Origin of the sequence: Pseudomonas sp. NPDC089392 (assembly GCF_044749595.1) — a bacterium.
Lineage (GTDB): Bacteria > Pseudomonadota > Gammaproteobacteria > Pseudomonadales > Pseudomonadaceae > Aquipseudomonas.
The window spans coordinates 88930-104822 of record NZ_JBIVIF010000011.1 but is presented as its reverse complement, the minus strand read 5'-3'; the positions used below and the strand labels follow the sequence as shown (position 1 = coordinate 104822).

At 57.4% G+C, this 15893-nt stretch carries 18 protein-coding genes; all 18 read right to left on the bottom strand.

From position 1 onward, the window contains the following. Positions 1-6 precede the first annotated feature (6 nt). Entirely contained in the window at positions 7-267 is a 261-nt protein-coding gene (locus ACIP1G_RS12810) for an EscF/YscF/HrpA family type III secretion system needle major subunit (RefSeq protein ID WP_085621878.1), read from the bottom strand. 16 nt (positions 268-283) lie between these two features. Beyond that, positions 284-1450 (bottom strand): PrgH/EprH family type III secretion apparatus protein, encoded by a 1167-nt coding sequence (locus ACIP1G_RS12805; RefSeq protein ID WP_400737335.1) that lies wholly within the window; start codon positions 1448-1450, stop codon positions 284-286. Between the two features lie 167 nt (positions 1451-1617). Beyond that, positions 1618-2388, bottom strand: a complete 771-nt coding sequence (locus tag ACIP1G_RS12800) for a winged helix-turn-helix domain-containing protein (RefSeq protein ID WP_400737332.1) — start codon at positions 2386-2388, stop codon at positions 1618-1620. Between the two features lie 411 nt (positions 2389-2799). After that, positions 2800-3051, bottom strand: coding sequence for an acyl carrier protein (locus ACIP1G_RS12795; RefSeq protein WP_400737329.1), 252 nt, complete (start codon positions 3049-3051; stop codon positions 2800-2802). Further along, on the bottom strand, positions 3048-4391 hold the full coding sequence (locus ACIP1G_RS12790; protein WP_400737326.1) for a hypothetical protein: 1344 nt from the start codon (positions 4389-4391) through the stop codon (positions 3048-3050). Before ACIP1G_RS12790 ends, ACIP1G_RS12795 begins: the two co-directional genes overlap by 4 nt. Positions 4392-4507: 116 nt before the next feature. Continuing rightward, entirely contained in the window at positions 4508-5623 is a 1116-nt protein-coding gene (locus ACIP1G_RS12785; RefSeq protein ID WP_400737323.1) for an IpaD/SipD/SspD family type III secretion system needle tip protein, read from the bottom strand. Positions 5624-5637: 14 nt separating this feature from the next. Further along, the gene (locus tag ACIP1G_RS12780; RefSeq protein WP_400737320.1) at positions 5638-6771 is read right to left on the bottom strand and encodes an IpaC/SipC family type III secretion system effector; all 1134 of its coding nucleotides are present in this window, start codon (positions 6769-6771) and stop codon (positions 5638-5640) included. 24 nt (positions 6772-6795) lie between these two features. Next, positions 6796-8553, bottom strand: a complete 1758-nt coding sequence (sctE, locus tag ACIP1G_RS12775) for a type III secretion system translocon subunit SctE (protein WP_400737318.1) — start codon at positions 8551-8553, stop codon at positions 6796-6798. 5 nt (positions 8554-8558) lie between these two features. After that, positions 8559-9050, bottom strand: a complete 492-nt coding sequence (gene sicA, locus ACIP1G_RS12770) for a type III secretion system translocator chaperone SicA (RefSeq protein ID WP_400737316.1) — start codon at positions 9048-9050, stop codon at positions 8559-8561. A gap of 139 nt (positions 9051-9189) precedes the next feature. Continuing rightward, positions 9190-10221, bottom strand: coding sequence for an EscU/YscU/HrcU family type III secretion system export apparatus switch protein (locus tag ACIP1G_RS12765; protein ID WP_400737314.1), 1032 nt, complete (start codon positions 10219-10221; stop codon positions 9190-9192). Position 10222: 1 nt separating this feature from the next. After that, complete coding sequence (gene sctT, locus ACIP1G_RS12760) at positions 10223-11002, bottom strand: type III secretion system export apparatus subunit SctT (RefSeq protein WP_400737311.1); 780 nt, start codon at positions 11000-11002, stop codon at positions 10223-10225. 6 nt (positions 11003-11008) lie between these two features. Then, positions 11009-11263, bottom strand: coding sequence for an EscS/YscS/HrcS family type III secretion system export apparatus protein (locus tag ACIP1G_RS12755; RefSeq protein WP_400737308.1), 255 nt, complete (start codon positions 11261-11263; stop codon positions 11009-11011). Positions 11264-11272: 9 nt separating this feature from the next. Next, complete coding sequence (locus tag ACIP1G_RS12750) at positions 11273-11935, bottom strand: EscR/YscR/HrcR family type III secretion system export apparatus protein (protein WP_400737305.1); 663 nt, start codon at positions 11933-11935, stop codon at positions 11273-11275. Then, the gene (locus tag ACIP1G_RS12745; RefSeq protein WP_400737302.1) at positions 11928-12836 is read right to left on the bottom strand and encodes a FliM/FliN family flagellar motor switch protein; all 909 of its coding nucleotides are present in this window, start codon (positions 12834-12836) and stop codon (positions 11928-11930) included. Before ACIP1G_RS12745 ends, ACIP1G_RS12750 begins: the two co-directional genes overlap by 8 nt. Further along, positions 12833-13762 (bottom strand): hypothetical protein, encoded by a 930-nt coding sequence (locus ACIP1G_RS12740; protein WP_400737299.1) that lies wholly within the window; start codon positions 13760-13762, stop codon positions 12833-12835. Before ACIP1G_RS12740 ends, ACIP1G_RS12745 begins: the two co-directional genes overlap by 4 nt. Further along, on the bottom strand, positions 13759-14214 hold the full coding sequence (locus ACIP1G_RS12735) for a protein SpaM (RefSeq protein WP_400737296.1): 456 nt from the start codon (positions 14212-14214) through the stop codon (positions 13759-13761). The genes ACIP1G_RS12740 and ACIP1G_RS12735 overlap by 4 nt, the downstream gene beginning before the upstream one ends. Further along, on the bottom strand, positions 14198-15487 hold the full coding sequence (sctN, locus tag ACIP1G_RS12730; protein ID WP_400737294.1) for a type III secretion system ATPase SctN: 1290 nt from the start codon (positions 15485-15487) through the stop codon (positions 14198-14200). The genes ACIP1G_RS12735 and sctN overlap by 17 nt, the downstream gene beginning before the upstream one ends. Continuing rightward, entirely contained in the window at positions 15484-15891 is a 408-nt protein-coding gene (locus ACIP1G_RS12725; RefSeq protein ID WP_400737291.1) for an Invasion protein B family, read from the bottom strand. Before ACIP1G_RS12725 ends, sctN begins: the two co-directional genes overlap by 4 nt. Between the last annotated feature and the right edge of the window lie 2 nt (positions 15892-15893).

The following is a 15893-nucleotide window of genomic DNA, read 5'->3' as shown; positions in this document are numbered from 1 at the left end:
CAGAACTTAACGCGCGGCGGAAACGATCGCTGTATCAATTTCCTTAAAGCCCTTGATCGTATTGGTCGCAACGTTACGGAAAACGTTGTAGGAAGAGAATGCAGCCTGATAGGCCGCCAAAAGCGTGGGGTCCGACGCATCTTTATGCAATGCGGCCAGTGCTTCATCGAGTTTGGTTTTGAGATCGGTAGCGCCGTCCTCGAAGCCCTGAGCCTGTCGGCCCAGGAAATCATCATGAAACTCAATGGGATTTGAAACACCACTCATATATCACCCGTCATTATCAAAGGGGTTTAGGAAAGTACCAGGATGACGGCGTCATCTTGATGTAGCCCTGCGGGCCATACTGGAATGACTTGCCCTTGAGCCGGTCATCTTTGAGCGCGATTGCGAAATGAACGTATCGCTCACCCCATTGCCGACCGAATTCCGCGACAAAGTCACCCAGGGCTTGCAACTCAGGGTCCTCAAGCGTGCCCTCGACTGTAAAGGTCACGCTGTCAGCATGCTTGTGCCGAGTAAAGAGCAGTGCCAAGCGTTGCAAGCCTTGCTCGGCCAGATGCAAGAGTTCGTCGTCGTCACTAAGTACGATCTTTATTTCGCGAGCGTAGGGCGCGATTGCGCCCAGAGCACGCTCCAGACGACGCTGCAACTCGGGTGTCAGCAGGCTGCGCTGGCGGCTGATCAACAAGCGCGGGACAAGCGGATCACTGAGATCCACACGGTGATAGGCAAGTTGCGGCGCAAGGCTGGACACCAGGCTCTCCAGGCGCCGACGCTCGTCGTATGTTGTCATCACCTGAGTCGCCGAGTACCCATTGCGCACCAGTACCTGCCTTCCCCACCCGGCATCGCGCTCGGAGTCGGCGAACACGTAAATGGCCTGGTCGCGCCCATGCACCACGACCATGCTGTTGTTGCCCCCGGCAATAAGCGCCTCGACATTCGAAACAGGCGTGGGGCGCGAAGCGTGCCAACCGAACATCGCCAAACCGACCATCATCGCCAATACGGCTCCAATAGCCACTCGCCGTGAGACGGTGCTTGGCACCCGAGCCGGCTCAGGCTCTGCAAGCACAGCCGGCCCTCGTACCAACAGCTCACTCTGCCACGCCTCATCGAACGGGCGCACGGCGATTAGCAACCCCGATAGATTTTCCAGTGACTGGAATGGAAGGGGGCGCTCAACCACACCTTCGTCGCCCAAGATACGCACTGCACACCCCGAACCGTCATTATCGCCAAGCAAGACCTCGAAATTGCCACCACCGCACTCCAGCGGAATGTAGATCGCATCTTCCGGAACACTCAGCGGATGCTCGATCGAGCAAAACCTTGCCTCGGAACCCACAACGAAAAGAGTACGCTGCTGCACCAGATCAAATTCGCAGCCCTGCAGCGGGCCATTGAACACCCTCAGGATGCATTGCGTTGCAGGGGAGTCCTGCATGCTGTTCACCACCCGGTCTATCTGTATGAAAAGCGCCTAACGCTTCGACGTGCAAGCAATGATAGGGAGTGACAGGCAAGCAATCCTGATCAAACTATGAGGAAAACCCGCTGCAAACGATCAGCGCCTGGCCTGTAGTGCTTGAGCCAAAGCCTTGTTGGGCGTCATCAGCCATTGAGACAGGACTGCGCCAGGGGGTAGGAGCCGCACTGCGATACCGTTGGACGCAAACCCTGCAGACGCTGCACTACCAGAGCAACCAGGCGCTGCAATGCTTCTTCCCGTCCATCGCTTGCCACCAGCGCTTCGCTGTGCAGCAGCGCATGATTGCGACCTCTAGCCAACTCGACCGACAACGCCCCGCACCCCGCGATACAACGAATACTGAGATAAAAATCAGGCGTCATTCGCTCAACTATCGACAGCCAATCTTCTGAAGCCTGCGCATTGGCTGTCAGCCCCGCCGGTATCACACAAAGGCTTTCACCGAACGCGGCGGCCAGTCGGCGAACCACCTCACACTGGATTTCCAGGCCACACGCCTGATCTTGCACCCACAACGGCAAGACCAATAACGAGGGCACCGATGAGAGCGAAGATGGCAAAGCGACTCGTTTTACGACCCCACCTGCAAAACGATACCCTTTGCCATAGACCGTCTTGATGTAGTCATTCTCACGCCCCAGCAACTTGCGCAGCGCATAGATGCAGCGGGTCAGGGACTCCTCGGCCACGTCGCAGTTGGGCCACACCTCGTCGAGCAGCCAGCCCTTGGGAACCAGCGAACCCGCCGCCCCCAACAGTAGCCGCAATACATGTAACTCCTTGGGTGGAAGATGTAGTCCGTTACCGTCATGCAGAAGCAGTCCATCTCCCTGCAAAATCCATTGGTCAAAAACAAATGACCGACTTGACGATTGATTAGTGCCCCATCCCATAACGCAATTTGCCCCTCCCCTGTGCGTCGGTTAGACCGTGGCATTGGCTAGGCTCTGTGTGAAAAGCCTTGATACTCGGTGATGCTGCGTTGAAAACAGCCTCGGAATGCTCATTTACAACCCGTAAACTCCGCTTCCTCGGCTGTTTTCGCCTTGCCTGACCTTCGTCTCAAGACTTTTCACACAGAGCCTAGGTGGACCCGCGCCCCGGTTTGAGTGATCAACTATAGGGAAAAAGATCCTTACGATATTTGGGATTTTTCCATAACATTCTAGAGACTAATCCGCATCACCCAAGGAAAATCTCTATTTACTACTGAGTAATTGACGCATGCCGTGCGGAGTCTATTCGAGATAGTTCACTGCGAAATAACTACGCGCCCTGATGGGCGCGCAGTTTCGAGAGCGGGATCAGACCGAGGCCCGAGCGATTGCCTGATGAACCAAGAGATGAAGATCGCCCACTCTGCGAACACAGGCCAAACCCTCTGGAGGCAGTTCAATATCCAGGATTTGGTTGATATCCAGAGCGATATCCAGAAAATTCAACGAATCCGCACCAAGGTCCTCCACCAAGCGGGCATTTGGGGTAACGGCATCGACGTCGACCACGAGTTTATCGGCGAGGATCGCGATGATGATGGCTTCTATTTCAAGATTCACCCTTTACCCCACCTCGAAGCCCCGCTCACATATGAACTGCTTCCGGCAGACAAGTACACCCTGGGAGCAGGTACGACTGAATACTTAACGCGATCAATGCTCACATCTTCTAAGACTAAATCAGCCTTACCGCCGTCTTCCGACTTATCGTCAGCCTCTGTATCAGAAGGAGAAGTCTCGACCTTATCCAATATTTCACTCGAAGCTGCACTCGATAACAAGTTATCGATTGCCACACCCTCTACTTGAGCGGTAATCGCTCGTTTCGGGCTCGTGTGGCTTCCCATGCCCAAGATCTGGCTGCCATGCGAGGACAGATCAGTACTCACGTGGTTTTGATTCGGGTTACTCACCCTCAGCAGTTCACGCTCGAGATCAACGACTCGATTTTGCAAGAACCGGCTTTGCTCGCCGATGATATCGAGCGCCTTAAGCAGCGCGCCTTCCCCTCCAGACGAAGCATCCGGCTTGACAATGATGTCGCCAACTCTGGCTCCGCCACCTCTCTGAGAGATATCGCGGGCCAAACGCCCGACATCGCCTCCCTCGCTTCGAGCCCTTGCAGTGGGTTCCTTCAATTGCTTCGAGCGATCTGCCACCGGATCACGCCCCAAGTCCAATTGGCTCAGCATGGCTTTGACAAATCTGGCCAGGCCAGTACCGCCTCCCTTTTGCATATGGCCGTCCAACTGCGACACCAGATGACTATTGGCTACTTCAGTAGCGTTTCCACAAAAGCTGCTATTGACCGCCGACTGCTCATTGAGACTCAAGCCCAAACTGAGCCCTTGCGCCTTCGCAAGCCCCTCACGCAGGTACATCTCATGCATCAGTCCCGCTGCGGTATCGAAAACGCCACGTTGCTCGTTGACAAGCTCATCAATCGCTTTCTCTATCTCGAAGTTGGCTTGATACGCAGAAGACGAACCCACGTTGCAGGTTGATGAGTACCCCTTCTCCCCGTAGTCACGATAAGACTCAACTGCACTGTTGAGTTGCTGGACCGCGTTTGTCAACGATCCGCCCTCACCGCTACCAACCTCATTCTTCAGCACAAGAAGATTGATCGCATGCTGTGTCAACCGAGCGCCATGGTTAGTTGTGTCCCGCAGTACAATATTCGCTTTGTCACCAAGAATTTCCCTGCACGCTTGCTTCGCAAGATCGCGATACGCTGCGTCCTGTGTATGCGGCGTGTCCTGATGGGAAACCTTGGCCAGGTTCACCTCGGCATTGTTCTTGCTTGACAGCAGCGCACCCGTAATACTCCTCTCATTACGAGTTCCCCCCTGGAGATTCATCACCGGAATTACACTTGAAGATATATTCAGCCCAGGCATTTAAAACCACCTTGCTGCGGCAACCACGACCAGAGGCATGCGCTGCCGCTCTTTAAGAACGGACGCCCATCATCCAAAAGCTAACCCACGTTTTTATCCGCAAAGAAATGACGACATCAGCCAATTCCGCTCGCGAGTGCCTTGAGCATTTCTGCATACTGACTCAATTGCGAAGAGAGAATCTTGTTGAAGTTTTCGTGGTACGAGTTGGCGTTACCGTACTTGGTAGTGAATAACTGCAACTGGTTCTTCAAATCACCTTCCTGGCTGTTGAAGCCGGTTTGCCAAGCTTGAAACTTCGCGGTATCCCACGTCGCGCCAAAGAGGGGAGCCGCTGCAATCATCGCGTCCAGCGGTGACAAGTCCATCATCACCCGGTAGCCACCCTTGCCGTCAGGCTGAACACATGAATCAGGCAGCCCCATGGCCTTGGCCCACTTCTGTGCATCTTCTTTAGTCGCAGATCCCTGATCAGAAATGGGATAGAGGACGCCATCCGGGGCTTGCGAGTACTTATTAAACAATGCGATTAAAGCAGTGCGCAATTCCCTGCTTACGTGGACTTCCTTACCATCCGACTTACCGGTTATCCAGTCTCCCATCTTTGCCATTATGGTTTCGTTGAATTCTTTGTAGAAGTCCGAGTATTTGGCCAGCAGCGCCTCGTAGATCGCCAGGTATTCTCCCTTGATAAAACCGATCATCGCCAGCAGTTGCTCAAAAAAATCGGCGTTACCACTAGACGCGTTCAAGACACTCCGCATAGCTTCTGACGCATGCGGTAAATCGCCTAGTTTCTTGAGCGTTTCATCCCTCCACTGTTTGATGTTGGGGCTAACAGGCTGGGCAAGGGCTGCCCACTTGCGTAATTCGGTTTCCAGTAAATGCCCCTGACTCTTACTGGTCTCTAGTGTTCCGAGCACCGTTCGTAAGGCGTGCTCCGTCTTGACGCTCTCTGCACGCCGCTCGTTGAAGTACTCACGCAAAACCTCCTCACCGGCCGCGGGATCAACTGGGCCGGCAACAGCGGGCAGACAAAATGCCTTCACTGCAATACTTGTATAATCGAGGCGGGCATTCAGGCCACCTAACCGGGACACTACCGACTGTGTCAAGCGTTCAGCCGTCGTCGGGCGCGGACGATGCTCGGGCTCATTACTGCCAACCTGCTCATTCGCCAGTTGATCAATACGCGGTGCAGTGGTGGGGTAGAAACTGGTAACAATCTTCATGACTGAACTCCTGATCACGCGCGCGCAGTGGCGATGTTGTTAATGGTGGACCCGCGGCCATCGACCAACTGCTGGATAGCGTCGAGCATCTTGCTGACCAGCGCTGTATCTTCATTGACACTCTGGTTGGCGTTATCACTGACCGCCTTGTTCTGACTCTGCTCGGACTGATGCAGCACTTCGCTCTGGCGCTGTGAATACTCTTGCAAACGGAGGATGGCGGACAACCCGGAGCTGGTCATCATCGCCATGGAACTGATGGCACCGCCAACCGTCAGGTTGCGCTCGTAGGTTTTCGCCTGCAGAGCACTTTTCATGCGCGCATCCTTGGCCTGGGCAACCGTCTCACGGATGTTCGACTCAAGGGCTGCCCGCTCGCTCGGGTCAAGCTTGCCGCTGCCGCCTTGCAGCTCCACCGTTGTGAGCTCGCCCTTGGCATTGGTACCCGTCACCTGTTTTGGACCCGACGCGGTCATGACAGCCGGCCGCGTTTTCAGGTCAACGCGCATCTGCTGGGCTTGCGCATCGAACTTCGCCGCATCCGTCTTGTTGGTCTTGATATCGGTGTGTTTCTGGCTCTGCCCACGCAAGGACAACGTGGCACCAGCGACAGACATGGTGGCGGCAACGACCGCGCCACTGACCGCGGCCCACATCGCGGCCTCGCCACCGGCCATGATCGCAACGCCTTGCGCAATGGCGGCTTCATAGGCCATCTGGGTGAACTTGCCGCTCAGTTCAGCACTGGATTTGCGTGCGATGTTGACCGCGACTATTGCCGCCACCAACACGCCAATATGCTTTTCCCACGCGCCGGGATCGAACGACATCAGGGCACTCACCGGATCTTTTTCCGCGCCTTCGGGCCCTTCTTTCTCCTGATGGACCACAGCCGCCAGAAACAAGGCCATCATCGCCTGGCTTTCAGTCTCGCTGAATCCTGAGGTGTCCAAGTACTGGTTCAACTGCTGAGGGGGCATCGCCTGGACAGCCTGCGCTTCCCGAGACATCAACACCTGTGCATCGAGGCGCCCACTGATACCACTGATCGACATCGGCTGCTTTTGTTCGACGATGACCTTGCCTGGCACCTCTGCGACCTGAGGTTTGATCCCCGATGCGGCGGGACTATTGATCGATAATCTCATGAGTTCCAACCCTGTTGAATTGAACTAAATGTTGCGTGCCATGCTCAGGCTGCTGCTGTTGATACTGTCCTGGATGCTGAAGGCTTTCTTGATGGCGTCATCCTTGGCCTTCATGGACTGATCGAAGAGCTGAACCATATCGCTCAGATAGTTTTTCAGCTCTTCGGAAATAACCTTGGCGAACTCGAGTTCGGCCAGGTGTTGCGCCGCGTTGCGCTGGTGAATGCCGGACTTGATCTCCATCGCAGACTGGGCAGCGATACCGCCCGCCTCTACGACCGCCACCGAGGCAGCCAGGCGTGATGCATACATACCCAGGGAGTTCGCATCCGACTTGAGACCGATGCTGGTACGGGCCTTGGTCATGACACTGGAAAAACCATTGCTGACCGCCCGTGCGGCCTGCTTGAGCATTTGTGGCGCCATCTTGTTGGCCAATTTGCCGAACATATTGCCCATCGCACTGGCGACCCGCCCCGCAGCTGACTTGCCAACGACCGCGACAACCACCAGTACCGCGACCATGGCCACGGCGCCCACGATCGCGCCCATGATCATCCCGGCCATCTCGGCCGAGGCCGCATCGACGCCGGCCTTTTTCAAAATGTCCGTAATCCCCTTACCGATGGCCTGAATCATCGGGCCGAGGATGTTGTCCATCAGAGGCTTCATGGCCTTTTCCATGAACGACACCCCCGTTAACTCCTTGACCAACATGTCCGCGGCCATCAGCCCCACACCGACAGCTGCCAGAGCCAGGCTGGCTCCGCCCGTGAAAGCAGCCCCTACGACACTGACCACGGTCAGCACCGCGCCCAGAACCTTACCGATACACCCCGCCGTCTTGCTGGCAGCTTCGGCTTTACGCACTTGCTCCAGGTACTCTTCAGACTTCTTCTCCATGTATTCCTGACGCGCCGCCTGCATACTGCGAAACAGCTCCTGCTCCGCTTCAATCTTGTTTTCCGCGCTTTCGCCCATCAACTCTGCAAAACGTGCCATCAGCAGCACCATGGTCGCAGCCGCGTTCAGCTGATTCTTGATGCCATCGAGCACCGGCTTGTCGCCCAGCCCCGAGTTTTCCACCAACCCGGCCAGAGCCTCAGCCTTTTTGCCAGCCTCACCCGCCACCTTGACTGCGGCCTGATATGCCACAGTGGCCTTGCTCAGTTGTTGTTGGGCACCGGCCAACTTGCCTTGCGCCAGATCGCGGGCCGCCAGGGCTTTGGCATGCTCGGGAGTACCCGGCTCGGTTCGCTCCAGTGCCGATTCAGCATCGGCCAGCGCCCTTTGCGCGCTGTCGACGTTGGCCTTGGCCTTTGCGAGCTCTTCCTCGGATTTGCTCGCAGAGGCTACAGCCGCTTCTAATTCCGCCACTGCCTTCAGATAATTGTCTGACAACGCCTTGTTGCCATCAGCGCTGGCCTTGGCTACCGACCTGAGGATTTCCATGCGCGCCTTGGTCGACTCCATGCTGACGTCACCCAACAAGTTGATGATCGAGGCCATCAACTTGGTGAAGGTGTCTTCAGAACCCTGTTTCGCACGCTCAGCACCTGGCGACGGCACAGCCAGAATCGGCCTGCCCAGGGCAGCAGCATTACCACCTTGCAACTGAGCGGCGTAGTTCACACCCTGCAGGTTGGCCAGTGCCGTATCGGCGGCGCGCTGATAGGCCTTGGTGTTGGCCGCTTTACTCGCAGCGTCCGCATAGTTTTCCTTGCCGGCCTGACGAGCCAGCGTTTCTGGGGATACGCGTGAATACAAGGCCCTGATATCCATTACAACTATTCCTCCGACTGGTCAGCGTCGATATTGTTTAACGCAGTCAGGTAAGCCTGGGCCTGCTCCCGCATACCCGGCTCCTGAACGCGCTCGATGACATACTCAAAACACAGCTTGGCCTTGCCGGCTTTTCCCAGCGCAAGCTGGCATTGGCCGGTATAAAGCATCGGGCGGTAATCATGCTTACCCTGGGCAAAAGCCACGGCATACAGATCAACTGCTTTCTGATAGTTCTGCTTGAGCTGATGCACCGCCGCCAAACCCATCCAGTACTGCGCGTTATAGAAGTCGTAGATACAGAGGAAATGAAAAAACTTTTCCGCATCGTCCAGACGCCCCTGCTCATAGAACTCATAGGCAAAGGCGTAGAGGCTATCCATCTGCTCGGTACTGACGCCGCGCAGATCTTTGAGCGATGCACCATCAAGTACGGCCTGCATCACCTGCTCGGAAATCCGGTCCTCTTGCTGCTCTGTGTGTTTTCGACGGCTCATGACTACTTACTCCTGAATGCTTCTTCAGCGGTGCTGACAAGGCTATTGAGCCAGCTGAAGGCAAGGGGCGCAGTCACAAAACGCTCATCGTGGTGTTCGTGAGTCGCTCATGCCTGCAAGCGGTTTCGTAGCGAGCCCATCAGGCCTGCTCGACCTGCTCGAGCCAGACCAGCAGTCGCAGAACGCTTTCGATTTCCTGCATCTGGATGAAGGTGTAGCGCTGATGGGTCTTGAAAATGCGTCTGGCCAGGGCAATGTCGCTGATCACCGGCACGCCTACTTCAGCCGCATACTTGCGCACGGCCAATGCCCGCTGGTTGGTTTCCATCAGTGAGATAAACGGCATCACCGTGACTTCCGGCCGGAAGTAAATCCCCACGGCGATGTGTGTGGGATTGGCGACAATCACTCGCGAACCACGAATGTCGGATTTGACCTGTTCGGATAACAGCTCCTGATGCAGCTCGCGCCGCCGCCCCTTGATCTCCGGGTTGCCTTCTTGCTCCTTGTGCTCGCGCTTGACCGACTGCTTGTCCATCTTCAGGTCCTTGATGTACAGCCAGTACTCACACAGTGCATCGAGCATGACGACCAGCAATATGCAGCCCAGAAATGCCAGCACCAGCACCAGCAGCAAATGGGCCCAGATCGGAAACAGGTCGATTGGTTGCGCATAGAGTTGCGCAAACAGTAAATGCCGCTGAGTCAGCCAGACCATCCAGAATGCGATCACGAAACTACCCAGGTACAACAGGGCTTTAACGGCATCCTTCAGTGTTCTGAGACTGAACAGCTTTTTGAAACCGTTTACCGGGTTCAATGCCCCGAAGTTCAGCTTCAGGGCCTCGCTGGCAATGGCCAGCCCGGTCTGCAACAACGTGGGCAAAGCGCTGGCGAGAAAGCACACGACAATCATCGGGGCCACGACCTTGAGCATCAGCACTCCGAGTTCGGCAGCATAACGCTGTTGATCGGCGGCGAAACCCAAGGCGATGATGCGTCGATAACTCTCCATCACCTCCAGCAAGCTACCGTTGCTCGTCAGGTAGATGATCGCGCATAGCATCAGGCAGGAACTGGAGAGGTCCTTGGCCTTGAAGGTCTGGCCCTTTTTCGCTGCGTCGCGACGCTTCTTGGCCGTGGGTTTTTCGGTTTTCGAGGCGCTGGACATATCAGCGGCCCTGCGCCGGTACGATCCAGTCCGCAAGCTGATCCGGCTTGGTGGCCATGCGCAATATTTCGTCCGGCAGGTGCGCACTGAAATACAGAATCAACACCAGTAACGCGATGGCGCCCTTGACCGTGAGCGACACCGAGAACGCGTTCATTTGCGGCGCAAAACGCGCCAGCAGGCCGAGCAGCGCCTCGGAGAGCAACAAAGTCGCCACCACCGGTGCGCTGATGATCAGCGTTTTGCTGATCAACGGATCAAGCAGCCCGAGCAACGGCTGGATGCGCAGTTCGCAGCCGAATACCGGCGAGCAGAGTTGGTAGCTGCGGCTCAAGGTTTCCACCAGCAACCTCATGCCCCCGCCCTCCAGGTAGATCACTGCCGCGAACAGCTGGAGAAAGTTGGCCAACTCCGAGGTGTCGTCACCGTTGGCCGGATCGACCGTGCTGCTGAGCATCGCGCCGCGCTGGTTATCGATCAGGTTGCCCATGGCATGCAACACCCAGAACGGCCAGGACAACAGGCAGCCCAGAATCACCCCCACTCCGGCCTCTCGCAGCAGCAACCCGTAGAAGCCAAGCGAGTCCAGACGAGGCAACGTGCCAGCGGTATAAGGCCACAGTGCCATGCCCACCAGCACGATCACGGCGTTTCGCGGTGCTCCGGTGAGCGCGCGACTGTTGAGAAACGGCAACATGAAAAACACCGGTGCCAGGCGAGCGAAGCAAATCATCGCCCCGGCCAGCCAGCCATGCAGGTCAAAAAAAAGGCTTACGTTCATCGCGATTCACTTCAGGGCCAGGCGCATGACTTCCAGGCTGAAACTCAACAACGTCTCGCCGTACCAGCCAGAAAGCAGAAACAGGCAGACCGACACCGCTAGCAGTTTGAAGCCAAAGGGCAAAGTTTGCTCCTGAAGCTGAGTCACGGTCTGAAACAGACCGATGAGCAACCCCACCAGTGTGGCGACGATGATCGGCCAGGCCACCAGGATCAATATCAGGTACAAGGTTTTGTTTCCGGCAAACACCAGGTCATTCATCGCGGCGTCTCATTGAGCCAGGGTCAGGTATTGCCCGACCAGTCCGGTAGAAAGCAGGGACCAGCCATCCAGCGCAACGAACAGCACCAGCTTGATAGGTACGGAGATGATCACTGGGCTCATCATCATCATGCCCAGGGCAAGCAAGATACTGGAGACCACCAGATCGACGATGACGAAAGGCAGATACAGGTAGAAACCGATCTTGAAGGCGGCTTTGATTTCGCTCAGTGCATAGGCTGGCAGCAACGCGAACAACGAGGGTTCCAGCTTTTCATCCAACTCGACATCGACGGCCCTCGGGTCCTCGCGCACAATCTGTGCCCGCTCGAAGAACTGTGCCAGATCCGGGTCGGTGTACTTGGCCAGGTATTCGCGATATCCGCCCAGACCGTTATCGACGAACTCCACCACCGCATCGATGCTGGTGAACGCCACACGGTTCTCCTTGTAATAGTCATAGCCTTGGTGCACTACGGGACTCATGACGAACATCGCCAGCAACAGCGCAACGGCGTTGAGGGCCATGTTCGATGGCACCTGCTGCAGGCCCAGCGCGTTACGCACGATAACGAAGACGATAGAGAACTTGATGTAACAGGTGCCCGCGGCAATCAGGAATGGCAGCAACGAAGCCACTGCCAACAGCCCGATCATTGAAATGTCATTCATTACCCATGCCCTGCCCCACCTCACGCAGTTCCACACCCAGGCGATCGCCCAGCTGGACCAGCTCACCCACTGCGATGCACTTGCCACCGACACGCACTTCGACGTTGCTCGCGACGGTAGCCTCCAGGGGCAGCACCTGGCCCTCGATGAACTCGTTGAGCGTAGCCATGCTCAGGGTGAGTTCGCCCAGCACGAATTCAAGTTTGACCGGCAGCTCCGACAGCACGCAGGGAGCGCTCGGCGACGGGTTATCCGGGGGAGTGAGTTGCATGTGCAGACCTTCCTTGACAAAGGTGAACTGGCCGATACACAGATCGGCCATAAAGAGTTGTCGGGTTTGCTCGGCGATGACCAGCACATCGCCCTTCGCCAGTTGCCGAGATGGCAATCGAGCCAGTTCGCTGTTGCCGAGCACGATTCGCAGGGCCTGCGGCACTGCCTGCAACCAGGCCTGTAGTGGGCGTGACGGCTCCTTGCGCTGGCTCGGGCCCTCCATGACCCACAAGTCGCTCTGGGGCGTTCCAATGCAGGGCAGACAAGCCTCTTGCAGCGCCTCCCCCTGAATGAGCCTGAACTCGAACAGGCGCTGATAGTCCAGCAGGTCGGGCGCGATTTCGATGGGCCGGCTCACCGCCGAGAACAGTTCCAGAATCTCCTGGTCCGCGCCCTCCTGATGCAGCCATTGCGACCATTGCGGCCCCACCGCTTGCAGCCACTCGCGAGCCCCGATCATGCCTTGCCAGCTACCGTGGCAACCTTGTGCCTGGAAGGCTATAAAACGTGCCTGGGGCGACGGTTGGCTCAACCGCACAGGGTGCCCCTCACGCTGCCAGCGGGCCACCGCCTGGCGCCGCTCATGATCAGGCAGCGCAACGCAGCGCAAGAACAGAGTGGATGTCACGCTTGCTGCTCTCCCCGCCCGCTTCTATCTCGAAGCGCTTGACGGCTCTGCTCATCCCCCTCCTCATCCGGTCGCTCCTGCTCGTGACCGTGACGGGACTCATGCCCCTGCTGATCATTCAAACGCCAGCGCGGATCCGGCGCCTGCGCCAGGCTTTCGCTCAAATAGCTGAAAACCAAGGCACTGCCTGGATTGAGCAGCAACTGCTCGGGGCGTTCGGCCCCTGCCTTGCTGACCGTGATCAGACCAACAGCATCACCTTTGCTGAAGGGCACCTGGAGGTAGTGCTTGGCACCCCTGGCAATGCTGACTTCAGGCGCCGATTTCGGTTCAGGGGTCGCTTTGGCAGGCACCGCTATACGCATTACGGGGTTCAAATACGATGATTTTTCCAGCAAAGGCAATGGTTGCGCCGGTAATGCTTGAGGGGTTTCCTGCTTGACCGGCCTATCGGCGACAGCTTGATCGGAGGCTAAATGTGCAAACGACAATGGCGCTTTCTGCTCGGCCGACGCATCGACGGCAGCCTGATCGAGTGTGGCGAGCGCACTGGCAACGGGCGCCTGAACAAGCACCTGTGCGGCGATTGGCAAGCGGTCAGCCAGCGCCAACCGAGCATTGACCAGTGCCGGCGCTGAAGGCACGAACGGCTGCTTCATCGGTAAATCCATCGTCTGAGCCACCGATACGTTGGCCAACCTGGCCTCAGTCCCAGTCCCCGAGCGCAGCGCTGCCAGCGATAACTTCAGCGGGAGTTCGTGCAGTGTTTGCAATTGCGCCAGCAACATCAGCGCACCCTGCGGCAACTCGTCCAGTGCACTACGGTCTTCAGTGACTTGCGGTTGGTCTTTGTGGCCAGGCTCATCGCTGGGTAAAAGATCCTTGACCGGACGGAGCGCCACTGCAGGAGGTCTCACTGTGCTCATTTGCAAATCACCAATAGTTCATCAATGTCATTTTCTTCATCGCGCCACCGACGTGAACGGCGCTCGCCCAGCAAACGTTGCTCTAGCCTCAGGTACTTCAAATGCTTCCTCTGCAGTGCCTTGCGATGCTGTTGCAAACGCTCGACCCCTTGAGCCACCTCCTGGCGCTGGTCCATTAGGCGGATGCGTTCCAGCGCCAGGTTACCGATCTGCCGCCGGATGACCGCCTGACGCCGCAACAGCGCCAGCAACTGCGCATGGCTCAACCGCTGATTCTCGGGACGCTGACTTATCAGGAGCTCATCGAGCCCATGAGTCTGCTGCTCGACCGCTTGCAGCTCACCCTCAAGCAGAACCAATGTGCGCAAGGCCTTATCAAGCCCTCGCTCACACTCACGCTGCCGGTGATCGCTGAACCCCAGCAGGCGGCGGATATCAGCCAAGGAGACCATGCAGGCTCTCCAGCGCGACCTGAGGCGCACATCCCTCACTCAAATCCTGGCAAAGCCACGCCATCAACGCTTCGCGACAGGCCATGGCCTGATCGTTAGCCGCATTTTCCCCGGCTCGGTATTCCCCAAGATCGAGCAATACCTGCAGCTCCTCGATGCGGGCCAACACCTTTCGGGTCCTGGCCGCCAGTTGCTGAACATCGTGTCCGGTGACCTGATGCGCCACCCGGCTGGCGCTACGGAGCACATCGATTGCCGGGAAATGACCGCTGGCGGCCAACTTGCGGCTCAGGTAGATATGCCCGTCGAGGATGGAACGAATCTCTTCGGCAATGGGGTCAGGTTCATCGTCGCTTTCCAGCAATACGGTGTAGAACGCGGTAATGCTGCCGTTGGCGGTCACGCCCGGGCGTTCCAGCAAACGCGGCAGGGAGTCAAACACCGAAGCGGGATACCCGCGCCGCGCCGGTGCTTCCCCCGCCGCCAGCGCGAGGTCGCGGCGGGCGCGGGCATAGCGGGTCATGGAGTCAAGCATCAGCACCACCTGCCCGCCTTGGTCACGGAAATACTCAGCGATTGCCGTTGCCTGTAACGCTGCATTGCAGCGGTCGATCGAGGAGAAGTCCGACGTCGCGTAGACCACCACGCACCGTGCGCATTTTTCCGAATGGCGCAACGTCTCGACAAACTCGGTGACCTCCCGCCCCCGCTCACCGATCAGCCCGATAACGAACACATCCGCTTCGCTGTGGGCGATCAGCATGTTCATCAATGAAGTCTTGCCTGATCCCGCCGCGGCAAAAATGCCGATGCGTTGGCCTATGCCGCACGTGAGCAGGCCATCGATCGCCCGTACGCCGGTGGCCATCGGCTGGCTCACCGGACGACGCTGGTTGTAAGCTGGGGGCGCAGCATCCACCGCACAGTCGCGACCATCGAATGCATCGCCGGGGGCTAAACGTTCGACTATCCGCCCCTGGGGGTCGATCACGCTACCGAGCATGGCAGCGCTGCAATGCAGGCTGAGCAAGGCACCGGTCGGTACGACCAGCGATTCACGGGACAACCCTCGCGCATCACCCAACAAGCTGAGCAATACCGCATCGGGGCTGAAGCCGATCACTTGCGCACGAGCGCTCACCGCGGCGTCCCGCCAATCGCCTCGCACCTCGCACACTTCGCCGATAGCCACATTGTGCAGTGCCGCTTCAAGCAGTGGACCATTCAAACGCAGCGGGTGGGCAGCACGGCGCACCAACAATTCTCGACTCATTGACGAACGAGATCGCAAAGCGTGGCCATTGCAGCCAGGTAAGCGTCCATCGTATCCGCCAACGACTCTGCGCTCGCATAAGACCAGTCGGCCAGCAGCACACGCACTTCCAGCATCCCGTTGGCCTCGACCAACTGCATCTGCTCGGTCCGGGCGAATGCACAACCGCGCATCAAGAAACGCAACAGGTCCTCGGATCGATGTGCCAGCAGCATGTTGCTGCTCTCTATCAGCCCACTCCAGAACCATAGGCCGTTATCGACGACACCAATGTTGATAGCGGGCAGATTGGCCAATTCCAGCTCAATCGTACTGTGCCCGTCAAAGTTACCCATCTGCTTATCGCTGCAGCCGCTGAGTGCCAGCACCTCCCTCAACAACGAGGCGATATCGATCTGTTGCATAA

Bases quoted from the DNA above. Each gene is read 5' to 3' on its own strand.
- ACIP1G_RS12780 (WP_400737320.1), bottom strand. From the start codon at position 6,771: ATGAGATTATCGATCAATAGTCCCGCCGCATCGGGGATCAAACCTCAG.
- ACIP1G_RS12800 (WP_400737332.1), bottom strand. From the start codon at position 2,388: ATGGGATGGGGCACTAATCAATCGTCAAGTCGGTCATTTGTTTTTGAC.
- ACIP1G_RS12735 (WP_400737296.1), bottom strand. From the start codon at position 14,214: ATGGTCTCCTTGGCTGATATCCGCCGCCTGCTGGGGTTCAGCGATCAC.
- sctN (WP_400737294.1), bottom strand. From the start codon at position 15,487: ATGAGTCGAGAATTGTTGGTGCGCCGTGCTGCCCACCCGCTGCGTTTG.
- ACIP1G_RS12740 (WP_400737299.1), bottom strand. From the start codon at position 13,762: ATGAGCACAGTGAGACCTCCTGCAGTGGCGCTCCGTCCGGTCAAGGAT.
- ACIP1G_RS12805 (WP_400737335.1), bottom strand. From the start codon at position 1,450: ATGCAGGACTCCCCTGCAACGCAATGCATCCTGAGGGTGTTCAATGGC.
- ACIP1G_RS12765 (WP_400737314.1), bottom strand. From the start codon at position 10,221: ATGTCCAGCGCCTCGAAAACCGAAAAACCCACGGCCAAGAAGCGTCGC.
- sctE (WP_400737318.1), bottom strand. From the start codon at position 8,553: ATGGATATCAGGGCCTTGTATTCACGCGTATCCCCAGAAACGCTGGCT.
- ACIP1G_RS12755 (WP_400737308.1), bottom strand. From the start codon at position 11,263: ATGAATGACCTGGTGTTTGCCGGAAACAAAACCTTGTACCTGATATTG.
- ACIP1G_RS12810 (WP_085621878.1), bottom strand. From the start codon at position 267: ATGAGTGGTGTTTCAAATCCCATTGAGTTTCATGATGATTTCCTGGGC.
- ACIP1G_RS12725 (WP_400737291.1), bottom strand. From the start codon at position 15,891: ATGCAACAGATCGATATCGCCTCGTTGTTGAGGGAGGTGCTGGCACTC.
- ACIP1G_RS12790 (WP_400737326.1), bottom strand. From the start codon at position 4,391: ATGCCTGGGCTGAATATATCTTCAAGTGTAATTCCGGTGATGAATCTC.
- ACIP1G_RS12750 (WP_400737305.1), bottom strand. From the start codon at position 11,935: ATGAATGACATTTCAATGATCGGGCTGTTGGCAGTGGCTTCGTTGCTG.
- sicA (WP_400737316.1), bottom strand. From the start codon at position 9,050: ATGAGCCGTCGAAAACACACAGAGCAGCAAGAGGACCGGATTTCCGAG.
- sctT (WP_400737311.1), bottom strand. From the start codon at position 11,002: ATGAACGTAAGCCTTTTTTTTGACCTGCATGGCTGGCTGGCCGGGGCG.
- ACIP1G_RS12785 (WP_400737323.1), bottom strand. From the start codon at position 5,623: ATGAAGATTGTTACCAGTTTCTACCCCACCACTGCACCGCGTATTGAT.